This is a genomic window from Flavobacterium sp. NRK F10 (genome assembly GCF_024054235.1).
GTDB lineage: Bacteria > Bacteroidota > Bacteroidia > Flavobacteriales > Flavobacteriaceae > Flavobacterium > Flavobacterium sediminis.
Map to the genome: position 1 here is coordinate 2,791,266 of NZ_JAMXLC010000001.1, position 18,234 is coordinate 2,809,499.

The window sequence follows — 18,234 nt, forward strand, 5'->3', positions numbered from 1 at the left end:
CCCACTTATGGCAAAATAGGAATGATTTTCCAATAACCACCTTTATCACTACCTTCTCTACTAAGTAATCCTAAATCTTTTAAAACATCTATGTTATTATCTATAGCAGAAGCACTTATACCTACAGCTTGTTCTAATTCTTTTTTAGTTACTTTATGATTATTATGAACTTCTCTAAGAATTTTAACTCTATTATCTGTTAGTTTTTCTACCCACTTTTCTACCCACTTTTCAAAATCGAAAGGTCTTCTTAATGTAACTGTAAACATTCCATCTATATTAAATTCTGGAGGATTTAATCCTTCATCATTCATAACATCACGAATACGAGTAATACCTGAACCTATCTGTTCTACTAATCGCATTCTTTCAAATAAACCAAAAATCAAAGGATTTCTACTGGCACTTCTTTTACCAAATTCACTTCTAGGAACAGCACTTACTAAACCACCAGGATTTGATATTTCTACACGATTATCAAATACCTCTATAGTTATTCTTGCTCCTTTATCGTAATAATCACGATGTGCTAATGAATTTATAATTGTTTCTTTGAATGCTGTTTCCGGAATTTCCCATAATTCTTTTCTTGGTTTTCCACCTTCGCCTTCAATATCATATCTTACATCTAGTTTTGATTTTAACCAAATCATACTTTTTTGATATTGTTGGTATAATGTTCCAGTCATTACTTTATCATCAACAATATAACGTTTGTCTGTTCCTTCAAATGCTACGCAACGAATTACTGCTTTTTCGAAAAACTTTTCCGGATTACTCCCAAAAAATAAAACGGTTCCGTTTTTTAATTGGCCATCATTGGTTACTAACTTTAGATTGGTAAATAATTGTTCGTCTGAAGTTGCATTGACTAAACCTGCTTCAAACCGAAATGTATTGATATTTTCTTTTGCAATGTCATTTTCTATATTGGCTTCTTTGCAGATGGCATCATCAAAATAAATTTTGTCTGCTTGTTGAAAAAAATCTCTCATTTCTTCAACTGTTGTCAATTTTTGGGAATTTGGACCTTGACGTACATAAATTGCGCCTGATAGCACATAAGGCTTATTTTGACCTGAAGGAACTTCGATTACCGCTATATCTTTGCCATCTACCTCAACAATATTAAAATCACATTTCAGCACTGGAGATATTTCGCTGATTGAATTTTGTATTGCTGAACGTTTTGCATTATCAATGGTTATTCCTTTGATAGTATTAGCATCATCAACGCCAATCAAAACAATACCACCTGAAGCATTGGCAAAAGCACATACTTCTTCTGTAATTTCTTTTATCTTACTTGGAATACTTACTTTGAATTCGGCATTATAGCCTTCTCCAGAAGCTATTATTGATTTTATTTCGGTTGGGTTGAGCATTATTTGTTATAAATTATTTCCTCAAAATTAATATTTTTTTCAGTCTTAATTCCTGTTTTATCAACATAAGAAATGTAAAGACCTTTTCTACCAATTATTAGCATAAAGATTACCTCAGAATTAAGAAAATTGCCTCTAATTTGTTCTAATATAGATTTTTTATCAAGACCGGAAGGAGTAGGAAAATCTTCGGGATGTGTATGCCATTCACCTAAATATATTTTCTTTCCCTTACTATCTTTAAAAATTTTATTAATTACTTTTTGTGCATTCTTTTTCGATCTAACAAAATTAAATCTACTCGATTTGTCAAGTTCACTTGGAGAGGAAACATCAGTAATAGAATAATTATTATCTTCTAAATAATGACCAATTAGAATACCACCAGCTTCAGGCTTGTGGTTTTTATCTTGAATAAAAGACTTCATTATTTCAAATACTTCTTCGGATATTTTGATTGATATATCTCCTAACTCAAATTCTATCATAAATCATTTATTATTAGTTGAAAAGAGTTATTGTTTGTTCCAAATTCAGTTATTACCAACCCTCTATTTTTTAATAGTTCTTTATCTCCAACCCAAGAATAAACCTTTGAAACATTATTCTTTTTTGTGATATGATCTTTTAAATATGGAAAAATAGTTGAAAGGAATTGGATTAAGTATGAAGCAGAATAGGGAAAATAACCTGTTTGACAACTTCCTTCAATCAAATATGTTTTTTCTTGTTGATTTTCTGAATTTGATAAAACACTATAATTATAATTTTCTTTTTTAATTAATTCCAAAGCTCTTTCAGCATCTTCAGGCATTACAAATAACATTTGACCACTTGCTAAAAATGGTTCAACCCAAAAAATAAAAGTTGGTTTAGTTAATTTGCTTTCAATTATAGCATTAAGTATAAACTCTTCAATCATTGTTTTACCTATTGCTACAATATGAAAATCACAATCATTTATAAAATCTGTTTCAGTTTGAATAATTGTGGTTACCGATTGTATTCTAGTTTCCACATCAATTAATGGATTTGAATTTTTCAATTCATTTTTTAATGCATCAACTTTATTGTTTTTTAAAAGAGAAAAACCAGATAAATGTCTTTTGATATTTTCTGAAGATAGAGCTTCCTTATCAATTAAATTAAACTTGTTTATTGGTAAGTTTTTTAGAAAAAAAACAAGATTTGAACCAACACTACCCAAACCGCTAATTGAAACACTTCTTTGAGTTTCTGTGTAACCAGTTGTCCTTAATTGTAATCTGTCCAAACTTATGTTATCAAAAGTTAATCTTGTTACATATTTTTTTTCATTAATCTTATTTGATAAATGATCTACTTTTGAAGAAATATTTCTAACTCCACCTTTCTTTCTAGGAACAATTTCAGCCTTTTGATATGTCCAACCATAATATTCTTTTGAAGAATTATTATTGTTTGTAAAGATTACTAAAACGCTATCAAAATCATTATTTCTACATAACTCTTTAAATTTAATGTAGTTGTTATTATTTTTCTTTAAAATAGCTAATGTATCTGAAAATGTTAATTCAAATGGTGGTTCAATGAATTCATTTTCAACAAACAATATTCCAACTTCTTTGAAATTACAATTATGTTCTTTTGCGTATTCTCTAATTTTTTTAAAATCAGCATCAATATTACTGATGAAATACTCATAATTTGATAAGTATTTATTTGTAAATTTTATTCCTTTTACTTCTTCTGTTTTATCTTCATTTATAGAGTGAAACCCTAAATTGTGAACAATATCATTTTTAGAATAATTTAATTCCCAGTATGCTTTAAATTCTCTTTTGAACTCATTTTTTCTATACTCAATATTTTCGGCATCTCGAATTATTTTTTTTGCTTTAGAAACGATTAATTCAATTAAACCAATAAAATCATTTTTGGGTAGAATTAGATTTAGTCCTTCATCAAAAATACAAATGCTTAAATCTTCATTTACATGTGGAATGTATTTTAAATCCTGATAACTTTCCTTATTAATAAATATTTTGGGTGATGTAAAAGGAAAATCGCTGGGAAAATTCAAATAGAAAACAACATCAATATTTCTATTATCAAATGTTAATTCTGTTTGAATTTCCCAAACAATACTATCTTCATAAAATTTATAATCAAGTGTTTTTAGTACTTGAGTATCTATTTTTTTACAAGTTTCAAGTTTCCCAAATTCTTTTAAAAGTAAGTTGTAGTCAATCATTAAGCAGATTTGTTATCGTATCGTAATTGGTCTGGTGAAGAAAATGCTTTTGCAACATCTTCATCTTTTTCCTCTATAGTTGAACATGGAAATCTGTCTCCTAAATGTTTTTGCCATTTTGCACAAGCGTCCTTTTTACTTTTAGCCTCTATTGCTTGATTACCAGAAGTAATTAAACTATCTAGTGCGTCAAGGAAATTTTTCTTTCTTGTTTCTGAAGAGTATTTATCTAACAAATTTTCATTTGTATCAATAGTCGGTCTAAAACATTCATATCTTGCCCAAAAGTTTTTTGAAGTATCGATTGCTGATTGAATAGATTTTAAAGTTTCTAAAAAAGCCTCATCATCCCTAACTTTTGAAACATAATTATTAACTGCTAAAATTGTAAACACCATACCACTAGGTAATTTTAAATGACTTTTATTATCAGTCCAAGCTTTTAAATAACGTACAATTCTTTTTAGCTGTTCTTTACCTTTTGCCTTTTCTTCAAACCATATTCTAAAAGCATAAGGATCACTCGGTATCCATCCTTTATCTTTATGAGCTAATTCCGGTACATCAGAACTATCAAAGAAACTTTCATTGTCATTATCTGTAGTTTTATAGTAAATTGGCAAGTCTATGTGATATTGAGCAGCGTATTGAACTCTAACACATGTATTTTTATCAATACTGTTTTGATTTGTTCGATTTTCAACAGCCTTCAAAATCCAACCATGCGCTTGTGATGGAGTAGGTCTATCTTCTTCTTTTCCAAAAATATAAACTCCATCATCAACATCATATTCACCGCTTAAAGGAAGAATAGAGGTATTCATAGAGAACGAACCTTGTCCTTTAAATTTAACAGTATGCTTATCTCTATTGTCTGTGAAATATTTTCTGATATCCTCTCGAACTGCATTTCTAGATTTTCTCAATTCTTTTTTTCTATTTTCAGAAAGCTTAATGTTGTCATTAAAACTAACAAATGTTTCATGTAAATCTGCCATTTTATTATTTTTTAGTTGTGTTATATAATTTTTTATTTTTAAAGAAATCGGCGATTTCAGGTTTTTTCTTAAAAACATCTGCCATATCTTTCCCTTTTCCTTTAATCAAGTCTAAAGCTTTTTTTGTTGCAACATCAAGTTGAATTAAACTTTCTTGGTCACTTGAGATTTCAGAAGTAGGAATTCGGACATAATCAATTGATATATCAGAAAGGTTCTGTATTTTTTCCATAAAATAATGAGAGAAATAGCTTTGTCCGGTAAGTGATGTTTCAAATAATTCATCACGCCAATCTAAAAATGATCTACTTCTTTTTAGACCAGTTTTTTTTCCTCCCGTAAGTGAGAGACTGCTAACTGATAATATTTTTAATTTATCAAATTCTTTATTTTTTCCCACGAAATAATCAAGAGCTTCTAACAAACCTACAAGCGTTGGATTATTACCCCAAACTCCTCCATCAATAAACTGTTTATTATCGTAATATTTTATTTCTGCCATTGGGAAATATGTTGGTGCTGCTGAAGTAGCTAGTGCAACATCAACCATTGAAGCACCATTATCTCTGTCAAGATTTCCTTCTTTGTGGTCAAACTTAAAAACAAATGGTCTGGCTTCTGTTATGGTATAACTTGGTATACACAATAAATTATTACTATCTCCAATTTTACTATCTTTGAAAATATTTTCTAATGCAATTCTTAAAGGTTTGTCAGAGAATTTACCACCATAAAGAACTTGTTTTAATGTACCTCTACTAATTTTAGTCTTTCCAAATTTTACTTTTTTAAAGTTTGGAAATATTTTTGGTCCTTCTTCTTCGTAAAATTTACAAATTTCAGAAGCTGGAATTTTCAATGATAATGCAAGTGCAATCAATCCTCCTGTCGAAGTACCACAAATCATATCAAAATAATCAGAAATTGAACAATTGAATTTTTCTTCAAATTGCTCTAATATTTTTGCAGAGTATAAACCTTTTATTCCTCCACCATCGATTGATAAAATCTTAAATTCCTTTTCCATATATTACAAATAATATGTTAAAAAGTCAAAAATCATTCCTGTTGTATCAATTTTTGTTTATCATAATTAAATATTTGATTATTAGACAAATTGTCAGTTTTTATGTCAATTTAACTCTGTCAAAATAATTGTTAAGGTGTAAAAAGTTGCATTTTGACATATTTTAGTTTTCATTTTTTTTTAAATCAATAAAAGTTGATAATTCAAATAATTCAATTTGGTTTTCATAATCTCCTTCCAATTGACCTATTTCAATAAACGCAATATTGTTGGCAAAAGACTTTTCTCCAATCAGATGCTCAATATGAACGTAAACAGCTTCTCGAAGTCTTGGATTGTTTTTGTGGACGATGTAGTTTTTGAGTAATACTTTTATTCCTAAATCAGTTGGTTTGTTTGAGTTTTCAAGTGGGATGAAATACATTTCGCTTATCCGTAAGCTGATGCCGTAATATTCTAGTGGTTTGTCGGTGCCGTTTTCGTATTTGGTTAGGTTGGTTTCAGGTTGGAGGAATGCGGTTATTTTCCAACGTTCTACAACTGGTGCATGATGGACTAGTAATTCTACTTCTTTGAAAAGGTAGGGATTTCCGTTTGCTGTGATGATTAATTCTGCACCATTCTTTTTGTTTTTAATGATGAGGTCTAGGTCTTTGTTATATTGGTGTAGTATTTCGATTAGTTTGTCGAAATGAATTTTTAGTTCGTCTTGTGGAATTTCGTTTAGGAATAGGAAAACGAAGTTGTTTTGTTGGAAGTGGTTCCAGAAGTTGGTTATTGTTTTCATGTTGTTACTTTTTGTTGGAACGCGGATGAAACGGATTCACCAGGGCGAAACGCGGATTTATATGGATTTTTATCTTTTAAAGGTTCTCGATACATTCTAATAAAATAGCTAGTCGCAATTTTATTAGAACACTCGAACTGACGTTAGCGTTTATCTAATGTTGATTTATCATAGGCAATTAGATTTACCATCTCTCGTAATCTGGAGCGAACTCGGTTGCCGTAATGTTTTTCTATTTCTGTGGCTGATAGGTTTGTGGTTATGTGGGTTTGGAGTTTTTTTGAAATGAATAGATCGTATCGGCTTAATAGAATTTCTGCCATTACATTGCATTCGTTTCCGAAATATTTTAGATTGTTTTCTGTTCCTAAATCGTCGAAACAATAGGTTCTTGGTTCTGATTGGTAGAGTTTGCCGATGCTGTATTTGTGGATGATTTGGTAGCCGTCTTGGATGAATTCAAAGCTTATGTCTCTGCAGGGTTTTACGAAAAATTTATGTTCTGTTGTTGTTAAGTATTTCATTAAGCTCATCAATGATGTTTTGCCACAGCCGATTGGTCCGGTTAATAAGATGCCTTTTTCTAAATCGATATTGAATTGATAACATGCTTGTTTATCCTTCAAAAAGTATGCAATTAGTTTGTATATTATTTCATGGTCTGTTTCTAAGATTTTGAATTTCTTACCATACAACTCAATTCCTTTTTTTTCTAACCAAGAAATGATTTCTAAATAACTTAATGTCGTATTCATAACTTATAATTTTTATACCTGACTGCCACTGGCAGTCCTCCTCTTAATATCAAATCTTTGTTGAGGTTTATTCCGTATTGAAAACAAGTTGGTTCGTCTTTTAGGAAATAAGCGATTAGTTTGTATACAATTGGATAATCGGTTTCAAGGATTTTGAAATGATTTCCGTATAGTTCAACTCCTTTAGCTTCGAGCCAATTGATTACTTCTGAATAGTTATAGTTGGATTTATTTTCTTTTTCCATAGAATATATTTGAGATTGCTTCGTTCCTCGCAATGACAGTTACAACGGTTCAGAATAGTCTTTGTCGGTTGTTGTGTTGAGTTGTTTTGCTCTGTTGGGTTGTTCTGCATTTGAAATGAATTTTGGTGCGTTAATCATCCAATTTTGTGCTGCTGCTTGCCAATCGACCATTGGTGTTTTGCCACCGACTAACCAACCGACACTTTTGAAGTAGTTGAAGAATTTTTGAGCTTCTTGTTCCGGAAAGTTATTTTCTTGGAAATAGGTTTCGATTTCCTGCCAGTTAGGTTTAATGAAACCTTTCTTTTTTTCGCGCAACTTTTTTTCTTGGGATGTGATTTCTCCTATCGTCGAAATAACAAAATCATTTTCACTTTCTTCAATTTTTTTTATGTGCTTTTCCAAGTTTGAAACGTTTTTATCGTTTAAACTGTTTGTATTGTTTATATAGTTTATAGAAGGTACTACTGCTTGTTCAGTACCTGTCTCACTACTAGTACAAGACTTGTTCAAAGCTTGTTCAGAAACAAGTTCAATAAGTGGTTCATTTTTTGGTTTTCTTTCGGATTTTGGCAGAGGTTTTAAATCTTCTGAAAAGTTGAATAAAATGACATGACTTCCTTTGAATGGATTGTATGATGGTTCGTAGTTGATATAACCCAAACTATGCAAGTTCTTCAGACATTTGTGATAGGTAGCTTTGGAGCTGATTTTGCTTATTCGCATTACCTCATCACGATTGATGCTGATTGGATTTTTGAAACGATTGCAGTTCCAAAATTGGAATAGTGCAATGTATAAGCTAACGTGAGTTGGATTGAGCGTTTTATCAATAGCTACTTTTTCGAAGAAACCAGTGAGGTGTTTGATGTAATTCATTTATAAGTATTAAGATTGGAGTATTAAGTATTAAGACTTTGACTAAGATTATGAGATACCTCGACACTTCGACAAGCTCAGTATGACAAAAAGGTATTCTACTTAAAGAGAGTAGGTAGAACGTTTACCTTATTTCCATTTAAAAGTTTATCGATATCTGAATTATCGTAATACATGATACCACCAATTTTGGTATAGCTTAGTGTTCCGTTGATGCGGAGATTTTGTAAAGTGCCTGAAGAAATGTTTAGCAGCTTACGGACTTCATTGGATTTGAGCCACTGTTTTGTTTGTTGCGGTTTGGATTGAATGATTTCTTTTAAATCGTTCAAAAGAAGACTTCTGAATTCATTTAAGTCTTCGCGAGTGATTACTTCTACAGCCATAACGTGTGTTTTAGATTGTTATGGGACAAATTTGTGAAGTTTGGTTTGTTTTATTTCAGAATTCGGTTTGTGTTCGGTACGATTTTTAACTAAATTAATTCATCTGCATTATCCATTCTTTTAACTAAAGTTTCATTTAAAGTCATAATAAATTTTGTTCTATCTACTTTTCTAGCTCTGATTTCGTGGAATGTACGACGGTATTGTCCTAAATCGATATCGAAAGTATGTTCAAAATAATTGACAATCTCTTTTAAATCGGCAGCACCATTATTGAAAACTCCTTCGGAATGTAAAGCGTAAATTAATTCTATTAATGATACTTTTGGAGCAGTCCAAATCATTTTTACGTTCGGTTTGCGTTGTGATTTATCCCCAAGGTCTTTATTCTCTATCATAATCAACTGGTCTTCGAGGTATAATTGTATTAAATCGTTTGCTAGAATTCTAGCTACTTTGAAATCGTGAGAGGTAGAAAATGAACTATCGGTTTCAAAGTAATAGCTGTCTAAAGCTAGTTTTATATCGTATTTTCCTCTAAGGAAATATTTATAATCAAGGTAGGAACTACCAGAACGATAATATTTGTAAAAATCCAATTCGTTGTCAAAATAGGCTTTTAATTTTTGTAATTCATTGTTATAGTATTTTTTCAAAATTCGATTACCACCATTAGGTCTTTTCATTTCTATTTTATAGACCATGTTATAGTAAATTAATTTGGAGGTAAATTGTGGCTTTAATTCTTTAAAAAAATATATTTCTTCAGCATCAGATTTAAACCCCGTTTTTGTAACAATCTTTTTTACATTTGAAATAGCCAATAATATTACTTCTATTGCCTTTTCTGACTTAGTAATAGGGTTATCAATTTCTAAATCGATGAAGTTTAATTGTTCTGTAATATTTAAAATTAACGACTGTATTTTTTGCTTCAATGTGGCAACTATTTTAATAAAATAAGAGAAAGTTTTATTCTTAATTAGAGTTCATCCTTTTTTCACCTAAAAAAGTAATTGGTCTATATTTTTTCTTCACAATTAAATGTTCTTGTTTATTCAAATAATTGATTACTTCATCAATATCATCAGTGAATAAAATTAAATCTTTATCATCATAACTAATAGTTTCCCATACTAGCATCTTTTCAAGCTGATTTTTAATGTCATTGTAATATTCAGTTCCAATTATAATTAAAGGGAATTTTTTTAATTTTCTTGTTTGAATTAATGTTAATGTCTCAAAGAATTCATCTAAAGTCCCAAAACCACCAGGGAAGACTATAAATGCCAATGAATATTTACGTAGTAATTCTTTTCTAACAAAGAATAATTCAATATTGACATATTTATCGAGATAATCATTTTGTTTTTGTTCCATAGGAAGTATAATATTACACCCTATAGAACTACCTTTTACGTCTTTAGCTCCTCTATTTGCTGCTTCCATGATTCCACCACCACCTCCAGTCATTACTGTGTAACCTAATTTTGCAATTTCAGCACCAAGTTTACGTGCTTTATCATAAAAGGGATTGTCTTCTTTTAATCTAGCTGAACCAAAGACTGTTATACATGGTGCAATAAAATGAAATGTTCTAAAACCTTTAATAAATTCTTTTAAAGTTTTTAGTGTAAACATTAATTCCAACCATCTACTGCGTGGTCCTTTCAGAAAGTTTATTTCTGAATCATTAAGTTTTATATTCATAATTCATTTCAATTTAGTCAAATTTCTATTTTCTAAATTTTAAAAAGAGGTCTTTAAACGCAATACCTATTCTAATTTTTTGAGTATGTTTATCATAGTCGATAAGACTTTCAGAATACCCTAAGTAATATTGTAAATAGAGATATTGATTGGTTTTTTTTGAAAGTCTTAAATTTAGACCTAATAATAGACTCCCTTTTAAATCAAAACTGTATGTTTTTCTAATTTCTGAATCAAAAAATATATTTTCATTAAGTTTAAAAGCCATATCAATCTGTTGATTTCCTCTATATTTAATAATGTTTGGATTATCATCTAAACTGCCTACTGGAAGCCAAAACTTTATGCTAGCAGTAAATTTATCTGATAAATATTTTATATATCTAATTGAAACATAATTCCAACTTCTTGAATATTCAAGGTCTCTACCATTTGACTCATGCTCAAATTGAAAAATTAAAAACTCTTCAAGCATCCCATTTTTAAAAAAAGGTTTAATTACACTTATTCCTGGATTGTAGTTTGTTTCCCTAAAAGGAAGTGATTTTTTATAAGTATCCCAAAAAGCTTTTTGCTTATAAGTGAAAAATAAATATGTATTCCAAGGCAACTCACTATCTGTTAATCGTTGCTTAAATCCAATTTGTATTTTAGTATCACTATTTTCTGCTTTAGGTTGTCCTTCAATTGATGAACCTGTTATAAAGTAATTATCACCATTTATTGTAAAGGATGGTAATTTATTTAAACCATTTTTTACATATAAACTATCTCTTCCCTCTAATTTTTGTGAAAACACTGAATATGAGATAAAAAATGTTAACAGAAAATATATATAACTCATTTAAGTTTTTATTATAATTTTATACAGATAGGCTTAGATTAATTAGTTTTCCTATAATTAAAAATTGCCCAAGTATTAAAAAATATAGCCATTAACCCAACAGCTATAAATTGACCTTTTATATCTTCAAATCCACTTCCTTTTTGGACAACCATTCTCGTAGCTTCAATAAAATGTGTTACCGGACTTAGTTTAGAGATAAATTTTGCCCATTCAGGCATACTGTCAACGGATGTAAACAATCCACTCATTAGGAAAAATATTAATGTAAAGAAAAATGCTAATGACATTGATTGTTGTTGGGTTGTACAATATGTTGAAATCAATAATCCTATACCTAAAACAGCTATCAAAAACAAAGAAAGAAAACTATACAAAACCCAATATGAACCTAAAGGTACTATACCATATACAAGCCTTGCAATAACTAATAATCCTAAAGAAAAAATAATATTTCCTATAAACCAGAATGGAATTAATTTTGCTAAAATGAAATGATATTTTTTTACTGGTGTAACATTAATTTGTTCTATCGTACCTATTTCCTTTTCTCTTACGATATTCATAGCACACATGTTTACTCCTACCATAGTTACTAAAGAAACTAAAATGCCAGGCACAATGAAAAATGTATATTTTAAGAATCGATTGAACCAATTAGATGTTTCAATTTGAATAATTTGAGTTGGAGTATTATTAGCTGATGTATTAATTTCAGTTCTAATTTCAGTATTAAAATTTTCTATAATTCTACTAAGATAACCACTACCAACTGCTGCCTTTGTTCCATTTATAGCATTTACAGCTAAAAATAGATTTGATCTATTTTCTACTGTTAATTCCTTTTCAAAGTTTTTAGGAATTTCAAGAACTAAATCTGAGTTGTCTTTTTGAAATTGATTAAAGGAATCATTAAAGGAGTTGCCATAATCATTTAATTTAAAATATCCCGAGGCAATGATTTTATCACTTAATCTTTTTGAAAACGTCGAATGGTCGTTATCAACAATTGATACATTTATATTTTTAATTTCAAAATCTGCAGCTAGTGGCATAACCAATAGCTGTACTAATGGAAGTACAAAAATCATTCGCAAAATTGATATATCGCGAAAAATTTGCCTAAACTCTTTTAATAACAAAAACTTCATTGTTCTCATTGCAATCTAATTTTAAAAGTTTTCACACTTATTGCTAATAATATTACAGCCATAGATGTGAGAATTGTTAATTCTTTCCAAATAGCGGTAATACCTAATCCTTTAATCATAACAGATTTGATAATTATATAATACCATTTTGAAGGAACAATATTTGAAATAATTTGCATTGCTTTTGGCATATTTTCAAGGGGGAACATAAAGCCTGTAAATAATAAAGTAGGCATTAACATTCCCATCAAAGAAAGTACCATTGCTGTTTGTTGAGATTGAGTACTATTTGAAATAAGTAATCCTAATGCTAAAGCTGTAATGATTAGAATAGAACTGGCAAAGTAAAGCAAGAATATACTTCCATTAATTGGCATATCTAAAAGCGTTGTGCTTAATATTAGAATAATAGTAAGATTAACAAGTGATAAAAAGAAGTATGGAACTGCCTTGCTGATAACAACTAAAATAGGTTTAAAAGGTGATACTAATAAGACTTCCATAGTACCTCTTTCTTTTTCTCCAACGATAGAAACACTTGTCATTAAAACGCAAACTAAAAGCAATACTAATGCCATAACTCCTGGAACGAAATTATATGCTCCTTTTAATTGAGGATTATAAATCATTCTAGTGTCAGTTTGAATTTTAGTTACGCTTGTTAATGAACCATTTAGACTATTTTGATAATCTATAATTATGCTTGATGCATATCCTGTTAAAGTTGTAGCGGTATTAGGATCACTAGCATCAGCTATTATCTGAACTTTAGCTAAATTTTGATGCATTAAATCATTTTCAAAATTATCTGGGAAAATGATTGCAAGTTTTATTTTTCCGGATTTAAATGATTTCTCAATATCGTCATGACTAGTTATTAATTTTTCTATTTCAAAATTTCTACTTGCATCTAACTTATTAATAATTGCTTTTGAAGCATTGTCATTTGCATAATCACATATTACAATTTTAGAATTTTTTATTTCATTTGTTAAGGCAAACCCAAACAAAATAATTTGAACTATAGGCATACCAAATAAGAGAATCAATGTCTTTGAATCTCTAAAAACATGAAAAAATTCTTTCCTTACAAACGATAAAAACTGTTTCATTTTAATTACCATTACGTTTAGCACCTCTAGCTAATTCGAAGAAGACTTCGTCCATAGTTGCTACATTATATTTTTTTTTCAAGTTAGATGGCGTGTCTAAGGCTTTTATATAACCATCAACCATCATTGAAATTCTGTCACAATATTCTGCCTCATCCATATAATGAGTAGTAACAAAAATTGTTATTCCTCTATCTGCAGCTTCATAGATTAAATCCCAAAATTGTCTTCGAGTTATAGGATCAACACCTCCAGTAGGTTCATCTAAAAATACTATCTTGGGTTCGTGGAGTATTGCAACTGAAAAAGCTAACTTTTGTTTCCATCCGAGAGGTAAAGAGCCTACTAATTTTTTAGACTCTTTGTTTAACCCCAATCTATTGATAAGAATTTCGCTTTTTTCTTTAAGTTGCTTATCAGTTAATCCATAAATTCCTCCATAAAAAGAAATGTTCTCTAAAACTGTTAAATCTTCATATAAAGAAAATTTTTGACTCATATAGCCAATATTCCTTTTTATATGTTCGGTTTGTTTATATACATCAAAACCAGCAATATTAGCATTACCACTTGTAGGAATTGAGAGCCCACATAACATTTTCATTGCAGTAGTTTTACCAGCTCCATTTGCTCCTAAGAATCCAAATATTTCTCCTTTGTATACCTCAAAAGTTATTTCATTGGCTGCTATAAAGTCTCCAAATTGTTTTGTTAATTTTTCTGTTTTAATCAATACCTCTTTCATTCTACATTAGTGGTATTTGAATTATTGTTTAGCATAAACTGAATAAAACAATCTTCTACAGTTGCTTTAATCGGATGAATTTCTAAATCAGATATTCCTTTATTTTTTAGTTGATTAAATAGTAAATCTTTTTGTAGATGATTATTGTTTTTCATTGTAATATGATGAAATTCTCCAAAAGATATTGCGGAATCTATTAAAGTGTTTTTTCTTAGCTCATTAAGTAAATTACTCATTTTCGAGCCTTTGATAGCATAGAGTTGAGATGGATAATTATCAGTAATACCTTCTGGTGTATCTATACTCATTATCTTACCATTTTGAATCAATGCTATTCTTTCACACATACTTGCCTCATCCATGTATGGAGTTGAAACTAATATTGTGATTCCTTCATGTTTCAATCGTTTTAATATTTCCCAAAATTCTTTTCTACTAACGGAATCTACTCCTGTTGTAGGTTCATCTAAGAATAATACAGTAGGTCTATGAATTAATGCACAGCATAGTGCTAATTTTTGTTTCATTCCTCCTGATAATTTTCCTGCTCTCCTGTCTTTAAATGGTTCTATTTGTACATATATATCTTTAATCAAATCATAATTTTCTTCTACTGTTGTATTAAAAACCGTTGCAAAAAAATTAAGATTCTCTTCAATAGTTAAATCTTGATATAATGAAAATTTACCTGGCATGTATCCTATTTTAGAGCGAATACTTTTATAATCTTTAATTATATCATAGCCGTTAACACTAGCATTTCCAGAATCTGGTAGAAGTAATGTTGTCAGCATACGAAAAAGAGAGGTTTTCCCAGCCCCATCAGGACCAATTAATCCAAATATTTCTCCTTTTTTAACTGAGAAAGAAACTTGGTCTACAGCAATTAGACTCTTTTTATTATAGGTTTTATGAAGTTTTTCTACAATTACATCGTACATGATATCTAAAATTTAATTTCACCATACATCCCTATTTTATAACTACCATCATTGATAACTTTTATTTTAATTGCATATACTAGATTGGCTCTTTCATCTTTGGTTTGAATAGTTTTAGGAGTAAACTCGGCTTTATCACTAATCCATGTTATTACACCAGTTGTTTCTTTGTACTCTCCATTAATACTGTCAATATACACTTTAACCTTTTGATTAACTTTTATATTTGGTAATTGATTCCCTGTAATATATGCCCTCAAAATGATTTCAGATAAATCAGCAATTTTATACATTGGTTTGCCAATAGTTACCATTTCATTTTGTTCTACATACTTTACTAAAACACTACCATTTAAGGGATTAATGATTTTTGATTTTTCTAGTTGATCATTAATTTGACTAATTTGAATAGTAAGTGGAATAACATCTTTGTTTATACCAGAACTAGTAATATTTAATGTAGATTCTTGTGCTTTAATTTGATTTTTTAAAACTTCAATTTCAGCATCGATATCATCGATTTGTTTTGGAGTTGCTGCACCATCCTTTAATAAATTCACCAGCCTGTTTTTCTCTCTTTTATATTTATTTAATTGGTTATTAAGTGAAGCCAATTGAATACCAATATTTGGTTTTTTTTGTAATAAAGCGTTTATCTGTGCTTCAAGTTGTGTTTTTCTGAGATATAACTGAGTACTATCTATGTAACCAACATATGATTAGGTTTCAAAATTTGCCCTTCTTCAATTGATAATTCTTTAATTTGCCCATTTGCATCAGCTGAAATAATTGTTTCTACAGCTTCAAATGTTCCAGAAGCATCAAATGAATTTTCATTATTATTACAGCTAATTAGAATATAAGTTAGTAATAAGAATATGCTATTTCTTTTCATAATAAAAGTGATTAATTTCCGTATAGATTTTTAATTTCGTATTGAATTGATAATAATTCAACTTCGTGTGATTTGAGCGTTTGAATTGCTAATGTTTCAGCGTTTTTTTCAATAAGATAGTTTGTTGCTGTAATGATACCATTATCTAATTCAGAAGCACTTACTTTAGAAATCTTTGCTCTTAAATCAATGATTTGTTTATCTTTTTCGATTAAAGAATTTAATTTATTAAGAGACTCATTTAAATTAAATAACTGGGAGTTTAAGGTTGTTTCTATTACCTCTTTTTGAATTGAAATATTATCTTTAAATTTTAATGTTAGTTTTTTTTCTTTTTTTGAATTGAAAAAAGAGTTTATATCCCAGTTAATCCTTGCTCCAACTATATAGTAAGCATCAAAGCTATTATTCAACATATTTAAAGCAGGTCTACCATAACCGCCTTGTCCAAATAAACTAGCTTTAGGTAAAAGTTTAGAGTTTGACATTTCAATATCTTTATCTAAAGCTTTACTTTGAAAATCTAAACTTAATATTTCTGGTCTTTTGTTAAAATTTTCGCTCGTTTCTAAATAAGGACTAGGTTTGACTAATTTTTCATTTTCAGATATTTCTAATTTTGAGAAAAGAGCTATAATTTTTAAATATGCTTTCTTTCCTGTTCTTAATTCAATAATTTTTTGGTCTGTTTTAATTAATTCTACTTTAAGAATATCAACCTGACTTTGCTTTACAGAACCATTTTTAACACCACTTTCTAAAATCTTAATACGTTTATTAATTTCATCGTTACTTATTTCTAAAGCATTAATGTTTTCTTGCATCAAGAGGGCATTAAAAAAGTATTTTTGGGTCTGTAGTAATATATCTCTTAATTGGATTTCAATTTTTAATGTATTTATTTGATAGTTTAAATTTTGAATATCTTTTCGTATTCTATTTAATCCTCCATCATATATCGTTTGACTGACATCTAAATAGGCTTTGTACTGATCTTTGCTTAGCTCTGGAGAGTTTATACCCGGAGCGCTTATAGAAGTTACATCAGACTGATAAGTAGCTTGTCCATTTATACTTATTTTAGGATTCCAGTCCTGTTGTATTAAATCATTGTTAATGTTATTGATTTCAATCTCTATTTCTTTTTGTTTTAAAAGAGGATAATTTTTTGACACCTCTTCTAAACATTTTTCAAGATGTAACTCTTGTGCATTTCCATTTAAAAAGAAACATAATATTGAAAATAAGAAGACACTTTTTTTCATTTTTCTTCAATCTATTTAATGAACTATAAAATATATTTGCAATATTTATTGTATTGTGTATTGTCTGATATCTACCTCAGAAAGTCTGAAATAACCAAATGCGAAATTGTTAAAGCTGGTTTGATTAATAATATTCCCCCTAACTGCTGTTGGAGTTGATTGAAAAGGACTACCATCCCCTCCAGAAGCAATCATTAATTTATTGAAGTAATCAAAATATTGTTTTGAAATACCATACAATTTAATATCTACAATGTTTCCGGCATTTAAATCTTCATTTGAATAGTAAATAGGAATTAAATTACCTTGAAAAAATTCATCATCATCCAGTTGATATTCAGGAAATGGAGCAAAATTTGGTTTGAAGCTACTTAAATAATAATTTTCTTGTGTATCATCGTCTTGAAATTTTGCCGTTATACTAATTTCATCTCCCGCAATACCGCCAGTATTATCTTGTTCAATAGTACTTTCAATAAAAGGCACAGATTTCATTGTTTCGGTAGCTGAATATGTTTCTCCATTTAATGTTATTGTTAATGTATAAGTTTCTCCAATAACTGGTTGAAAGTCTGTACATATATATTCTCCAGTACCTGAATTCTCAATAAAATTGAAAATAGTTCCAGTAGAATTGCTTACAAAAACAACTGCTCCTGAAACAATAGGAAATGATTCCTCATAGTAACCAGTAGTGGTTGTAAGTTTTATTTTTTGTTGGTCTCCAGCTGTTCCTTTAATCCAATCTATAGATGCATCAATGACTAATCGAGGTGCTTCTGTGTCTAAATCTACATCAATAACTTCTTCACAAGCTGTTAAAGAAACTATCAATATTAAAGTAAGAATTGATTTAATTATTTTCATAATATGATG

General features: G+C 29.2%; 21 protein-coding genes. All 21 read right to left on the bottom strand.

Annotated elements, in window-relative coordinates; genetic code table 11:
* Positions 1-5: 5 nt before the first annotated feature.
* The 21 genes from NHF50_RS12675 to NHF50_RS12775 all read right to left on the bottom strand — a co-directional run bounded on the left by NHF50_RS12675 (position 6) and on the right by NHF50_RS12775 (position 18,225).
* On the bottom strand, positions 6-1,385 hold the full coding sequence (locus NHF50_RS12675; RefSeq protein WP_252776799.1) for an ATP-binding protein: 1,380 nt from the start codon (positions 1,383-1,385) through the stop codon (positions 6-8).
* On the bottom strand, positions 1,385-1,873 hold the full coding sequence (locus NHF50_RS12680) for a Mov34/MPN/PAD-1 family protein (RefSeq protein WP_252776800.1): 489 nt from the start codon (positions 1,871-1,873) through the stop codon (positions 1,385-1,387). Before NHF50_RS12680 ends, NHF50_RS12675 begins: the two co-directional genes overlap by 1 nt.
* Positions 1,870-3,618, bottom strand: coding sequence for a ThiF family adenylyltransferase (locus NHF50_RS12685; protein ID WP_252776801.1), 1,749 nt, complete (start codon positions 3,616-3,618; stop codon positions 1,870-1,872). Before NHF50_RS12685 ends, NHF50_RS12680 begins: the two co-directional genes overlap by 4 nt.
* Positions 3,618-4,616: a cyclic GMP-AMP synthase DncV-like nucleotidyltransferase gene (locus tag NHF50_RS12690; RefSeq protein WP_252776802.1), complete on the bottom strand. Its 999-nt coding sequence runs from the start codon at positions 4,614-4,616 to the stop codon at positions 3,618-3,620. The genes NHF50_RS12685 and NHF50_RS12690 overlap by 1 nt, the downstream gene beginning before the upstream one ends.
* 4 nt (positions 4,617-4,620) lie before the next feature.
* Entirely contained in the window at positions 4,621-5,643 is a 1,023-nt protein-coding gene (locus tag NHF50_RS12695; RefSeq protein ID WP_252776803.1) for a CBASS cGAMP-activated phospholipase, read from the bottom strand.
* A gap of 163 nt (positions 5,644-5,806) precedes the next feature.
* The gene (locus NHF50_RS12700; protein WP_252776804.1) at positions 5,807-6,430 is read right to left on the bottom strand and encodes a hypothetical protein; all 624 of its coding nucleotides are present in this window, start codon (positions 6,428-6,430) and stop codon (positions 5,807-5,809) included.
* A gap of 143 nt (positions 6,431-6,573) precedes the next feature.
* Positions 6,574-7,185 (bottom strand): ATPase, encoded by a 612-nt coding sequence (locus NHF50_RS12705; RefSeq protein ID WP_252776805.1) that lies wholly within the window; start codon positions 7,183-7,185, stop codon positions 6,574-6,576.
* Complete coding sequence (locus NHF50_RS12710) at positions 7,182-7,430, bottom strand: hypothetical protein (protein ID WP_252776807.1); 249 nt, start codon at positions 7,428-7,430, stop codon at positions 7,182-7,184. The genes NHF50_RS12705 and NHF50_RS12710 overlap by 4 nt, the downstream gene beginning before the upstream one ends.
* 39 nt (positions 7,431-7,469) lie before the next feature.
* The gene (locus NHF50_RS12715) at positions 7,470-8,309 is read right to left on the bottom strand and encodes a transcriptional regulator (RefSeq protein WP_252776808.1); all 840 of its coding nucleotides are present in this window, start codon (positions 8,307-8,309) and stop codon (positions 7,470-7,472) included.
* Between the two features lie 98 nt (positions 8,310-8,407).
* Positions 8,408-8,695, bottom strand: coding sequence for a helix-turn-helix domain-containing protein (locus NHF50_RS12720; protein ID WP_252776810.1), 288 nt, complete (start codon positions 8,693-8,695; stop codon positions 8,408-8,410).
* 89 nt (positions 8,696-8,784) lie between these two features.
* On the bottom strand, positions 8,785-9,633 hold the full coding sequence (locus tag NHF50_RS12725; protein ID WP_252776813.1) for an RteC domain-containing protein: 849 nt from the start codon (positions 9,631-9,633) through the stop codon (positions 8,785-8,787).
* A gap of 40 nt (positions 9,634-9,673) precedes the next feature.
* The gene (locus NHF50_RS12730) at positions 9,674-10,405 is read right to left on the bottom strand and encodes a TIGR00730 family Rossman fold protein (RefSeq protein WP_252776814.1); all 732 of its coding nucleotides are present in this window, start codon (positions 10,403-10,405) and stop codon (positions 9,674-9,676) included.
* A 25-nt stretch (positions 10,406-10,430) separates the two neighbouring features.
* Positions 10,431-11,249, bottom strand: coding sequence for a phospholipase A (locus NHF50_RS12735; RefSeq protein ID WP_252776816.1), 819 nt, complete (start codon positions 11,247-11,249; stop codon positions 10,431-10,433).
* A 38-nt stretch (positions 11,250-11,287) separates the two neighbouring features.
* Entirely contained in the window at positions 11,288-12,409 is a 1,122-nt protein-coding gene (locus NHF50_RS12740) for an ABC transporter permease (protein ID WP_252776818.1), read from the bottom strand.
* Positions 12,406-13,512, bottom strand: coding sequence for an ABC transporter permease (locus NHF50_RS12745; RefSeq protein ID WP_252776819.1), 1,107 nt, complete (start codon positions 13,510-13,512; stop codon positions 12,406-12,408). Before NHF50_RS12745 ends, NHF50_RS12740 begins: the two co-directional genes overlap by 4 nt.
* 1 nt (position 13,513) lies before the next feature.
* A complete protein-coding gene (locus NHF50_RS12750) occupies positions 13,514-14,257 on the bottom strand; it encodes an ABC transporter ATP-binding protein (RefSeq protein WP_252776820.1) in 744 nt (247 codons plus the stop codon).
* The gene (locus NHF50_RS12755; RefSeq protein ID WP_252776821.1) at positions 14,254-15,198 is read right to left on the bottom strand and encodes an ABC transporter ATP-binding protein; all 945 of its coding nucleotides are present in this window, start codon (positions 15,196-15,198) and stop codon (positions 14,254-14,256) included. Before NHF50_RS12755 ends, NHF50_RS12750 begins: the two co-directional genes overlap by 4 nt.
* Before the next feature lie 5 nt (positions 15,199-15,203).
* On the bottom strand, positions 15,204-15,812 hold the full coding sequence (locus NHF50_RS12760) for an HlyD family secretion protein (protein WP_252776822.1): 609 nt from the start codon (positions 15,810-15,812) through the stop codon (positions 15,204-15,206).
* A gap of 86 nt (positions 15,813-15,898) precedes the next feature.
* A complete protein-coding gene (locus NHF50_RS12765; protein WP_252776823.1) occupies positions 15,899-16,093 on the bottom strand; it encodes a hypothetical protein in 195 nt (64 codons plus the stop codon).
* A gap of 11 nt (positions 16,094-16,104) precedes the next feature.
* Positions 16,105-17,358, bottom strand: a complete 1,254-nt coding sequence (locus NHF50_RS12770; RefSeq protein WP_252776824.1) for a TolC family protein — start codon at positions 17,356-17,358, stop codon at positions 16,105-16,107.
* A 45-nt stretch (positions 17,359-17,403) separates the two neighbouring features.
* Positions 17,404-18,225, bottom strand: a complete 822-nt coding sequence (locus NHF50_RS12775) for a DUF4249 domain-containing protein (RefSeq protein ID WP_252776825.1) — start codon at positions 18,223-18,225, stop codon at positions 17,404-17,406.
* Positions 18,226-18,234 lie beyond the last annotated feature (9 nt).

What these genes read in the sequence shown, in the direction of transcription:
- NHF50_RS12675 (WP_252776799.1), bottom strand. Translation starts at nt 1,385, where the DNA reads ATGCTCAACCCAACCGAAATAAAATCAATAATAGCTTCTGGAGAAGGC.
- NHF50_RS12680 (WP_252776800.1), bottom strand. Translation starts at nt 1,873, where the DNA reads ATGATAGAATTTGAGTTAGGAGATATATCAATCAAAATATCCGAAGAA.
- NHF50_RS12685 (WP_252776801.1), bottom strand. Translation starts at nt 3,618, where the DNA reads ATGATTGACTACAACTTACTTTTAAAAGAATTTGGGAAACTTGAAACT.
- NHF50_RS12690 (WP_252776802.1), bottom strand. Translation starts at nt 4,616, where the DNA reads ATGGCAGATTTACATGAAACATTTGTTAGTTTTAATGACAACATTAAG.
- NHF50_RS12695 (WP_252776803.1), bottom strand. Translation starts at nt 5,643, where the DNA reads ATGGAAAAGGAATTTAAGATTTTATCAATCGATGGTGGAGGAATAAAA.
- NHF50_RS12700 (WP_252776804.1), bottom strand. Translation starts at nt 6,430, where the DNA reads ATGAAAACAATAACCAACTTCTGGAACCACTTCCAACAAAACAACTTC.
- NHF50_RS12705 (WP_252776805.1), bottom strand. Translation starts at nt 7,185, where the DNA reads ATGAATACGACATTAAGTTATTTAGAAATCATTTCTTGGTTAGAAAAA.
- NHF50_RS12710 (WP_252776807.1), bottom strand. Translation starts at nt 7,430, where the DNA reads ATGGAAAAAGAAAATAAATCCAACTATAACTATTCAGAAGTAATCAAT.
- NHF50_RS12715 (WP_252776808.1), bottom strand. Translation starts at nt 8,309, where the DNA reads ATGAATTACATCAAACACCTCACTGGTTTCTTCGAAAAAGTAGCTATT.
- NHF50_RS12720 (WP_252776810.1), bottom strand. Translation starts at nt 8,695, where the DNA reads ATGGCTGTAGAAGTAATCACTCGCGAAGACTTAAATGAATTCAGAAGT.
- NHF50_RS12730 (WP_252776814.1), bottom strand. Translation starts at nt 10,405, where the DNA reads ATGAATATAAAACTTAATGATTCAGAAATAAACTTTCTGAAAGGACCA.
- NHF50_RS12735 (WP_252776816.1), bottom strand. Translation starts at nt 11,249, where the DNA reads ATGAGTTATATATATTTTCTGTTAACATTTTTTATCTCATATTCAGTG.
- NHF50_RS12740 (WP_252776818.1), bottom strand. Translation starts at nt 12,409, where the DNA reads ATGAGAACAATGAAGTTTTTGTTATTAAAAGAGTTTAGGCAAATTTTT.
- NHF50_RS12745 (WP_252776819.1), bottom strand. Translation starts at nt 13,512, where the DNA reads ATGAAACAGTTTTTATCGTTTGTAAGGAAAGAATTTTTTCATGTTTTT.
- NHF50_RS12750 (WP_252776820.1), bottom strand. Translation starts at nt 14,257, where the DNA reads ATGAAAGAGGTATTGATTAAAACAGAAAAATTAACAAAACAATTTGGA.
- NHF50_RS12755 (WP_252776821.1), bottom strand. Translation starts at nt 15,198, where the DNA reads ATGTACGATGTAATTGTAGAAAAACTTCATAAAACCTATAATAAAAAG.
- NHF50_RS12765 (WP_252776823.1), bottom strand. Translation starts at nt 16,093, where the DNA reads ATGAAAAGAAATAGCATATTCTTATTACTAACTTATATTCTAATTAGC.
- NHF50_RS12770 (WP_252776824.1), bottom strand. Translation starts at nt 17,358, where the DNA reads ATGAAAAAAAGTGTCTTCTTATTTTCAATATTATGTTTCTTTTTAAAT.
- NHF50_RS12775 (WP_252776825.1), bottom strand. Translation starts at nt 18,225, where the DNA reads ATGAAAATAATTAAATCAATTCTTACTTTAATATTGATAGTTTCTTTA.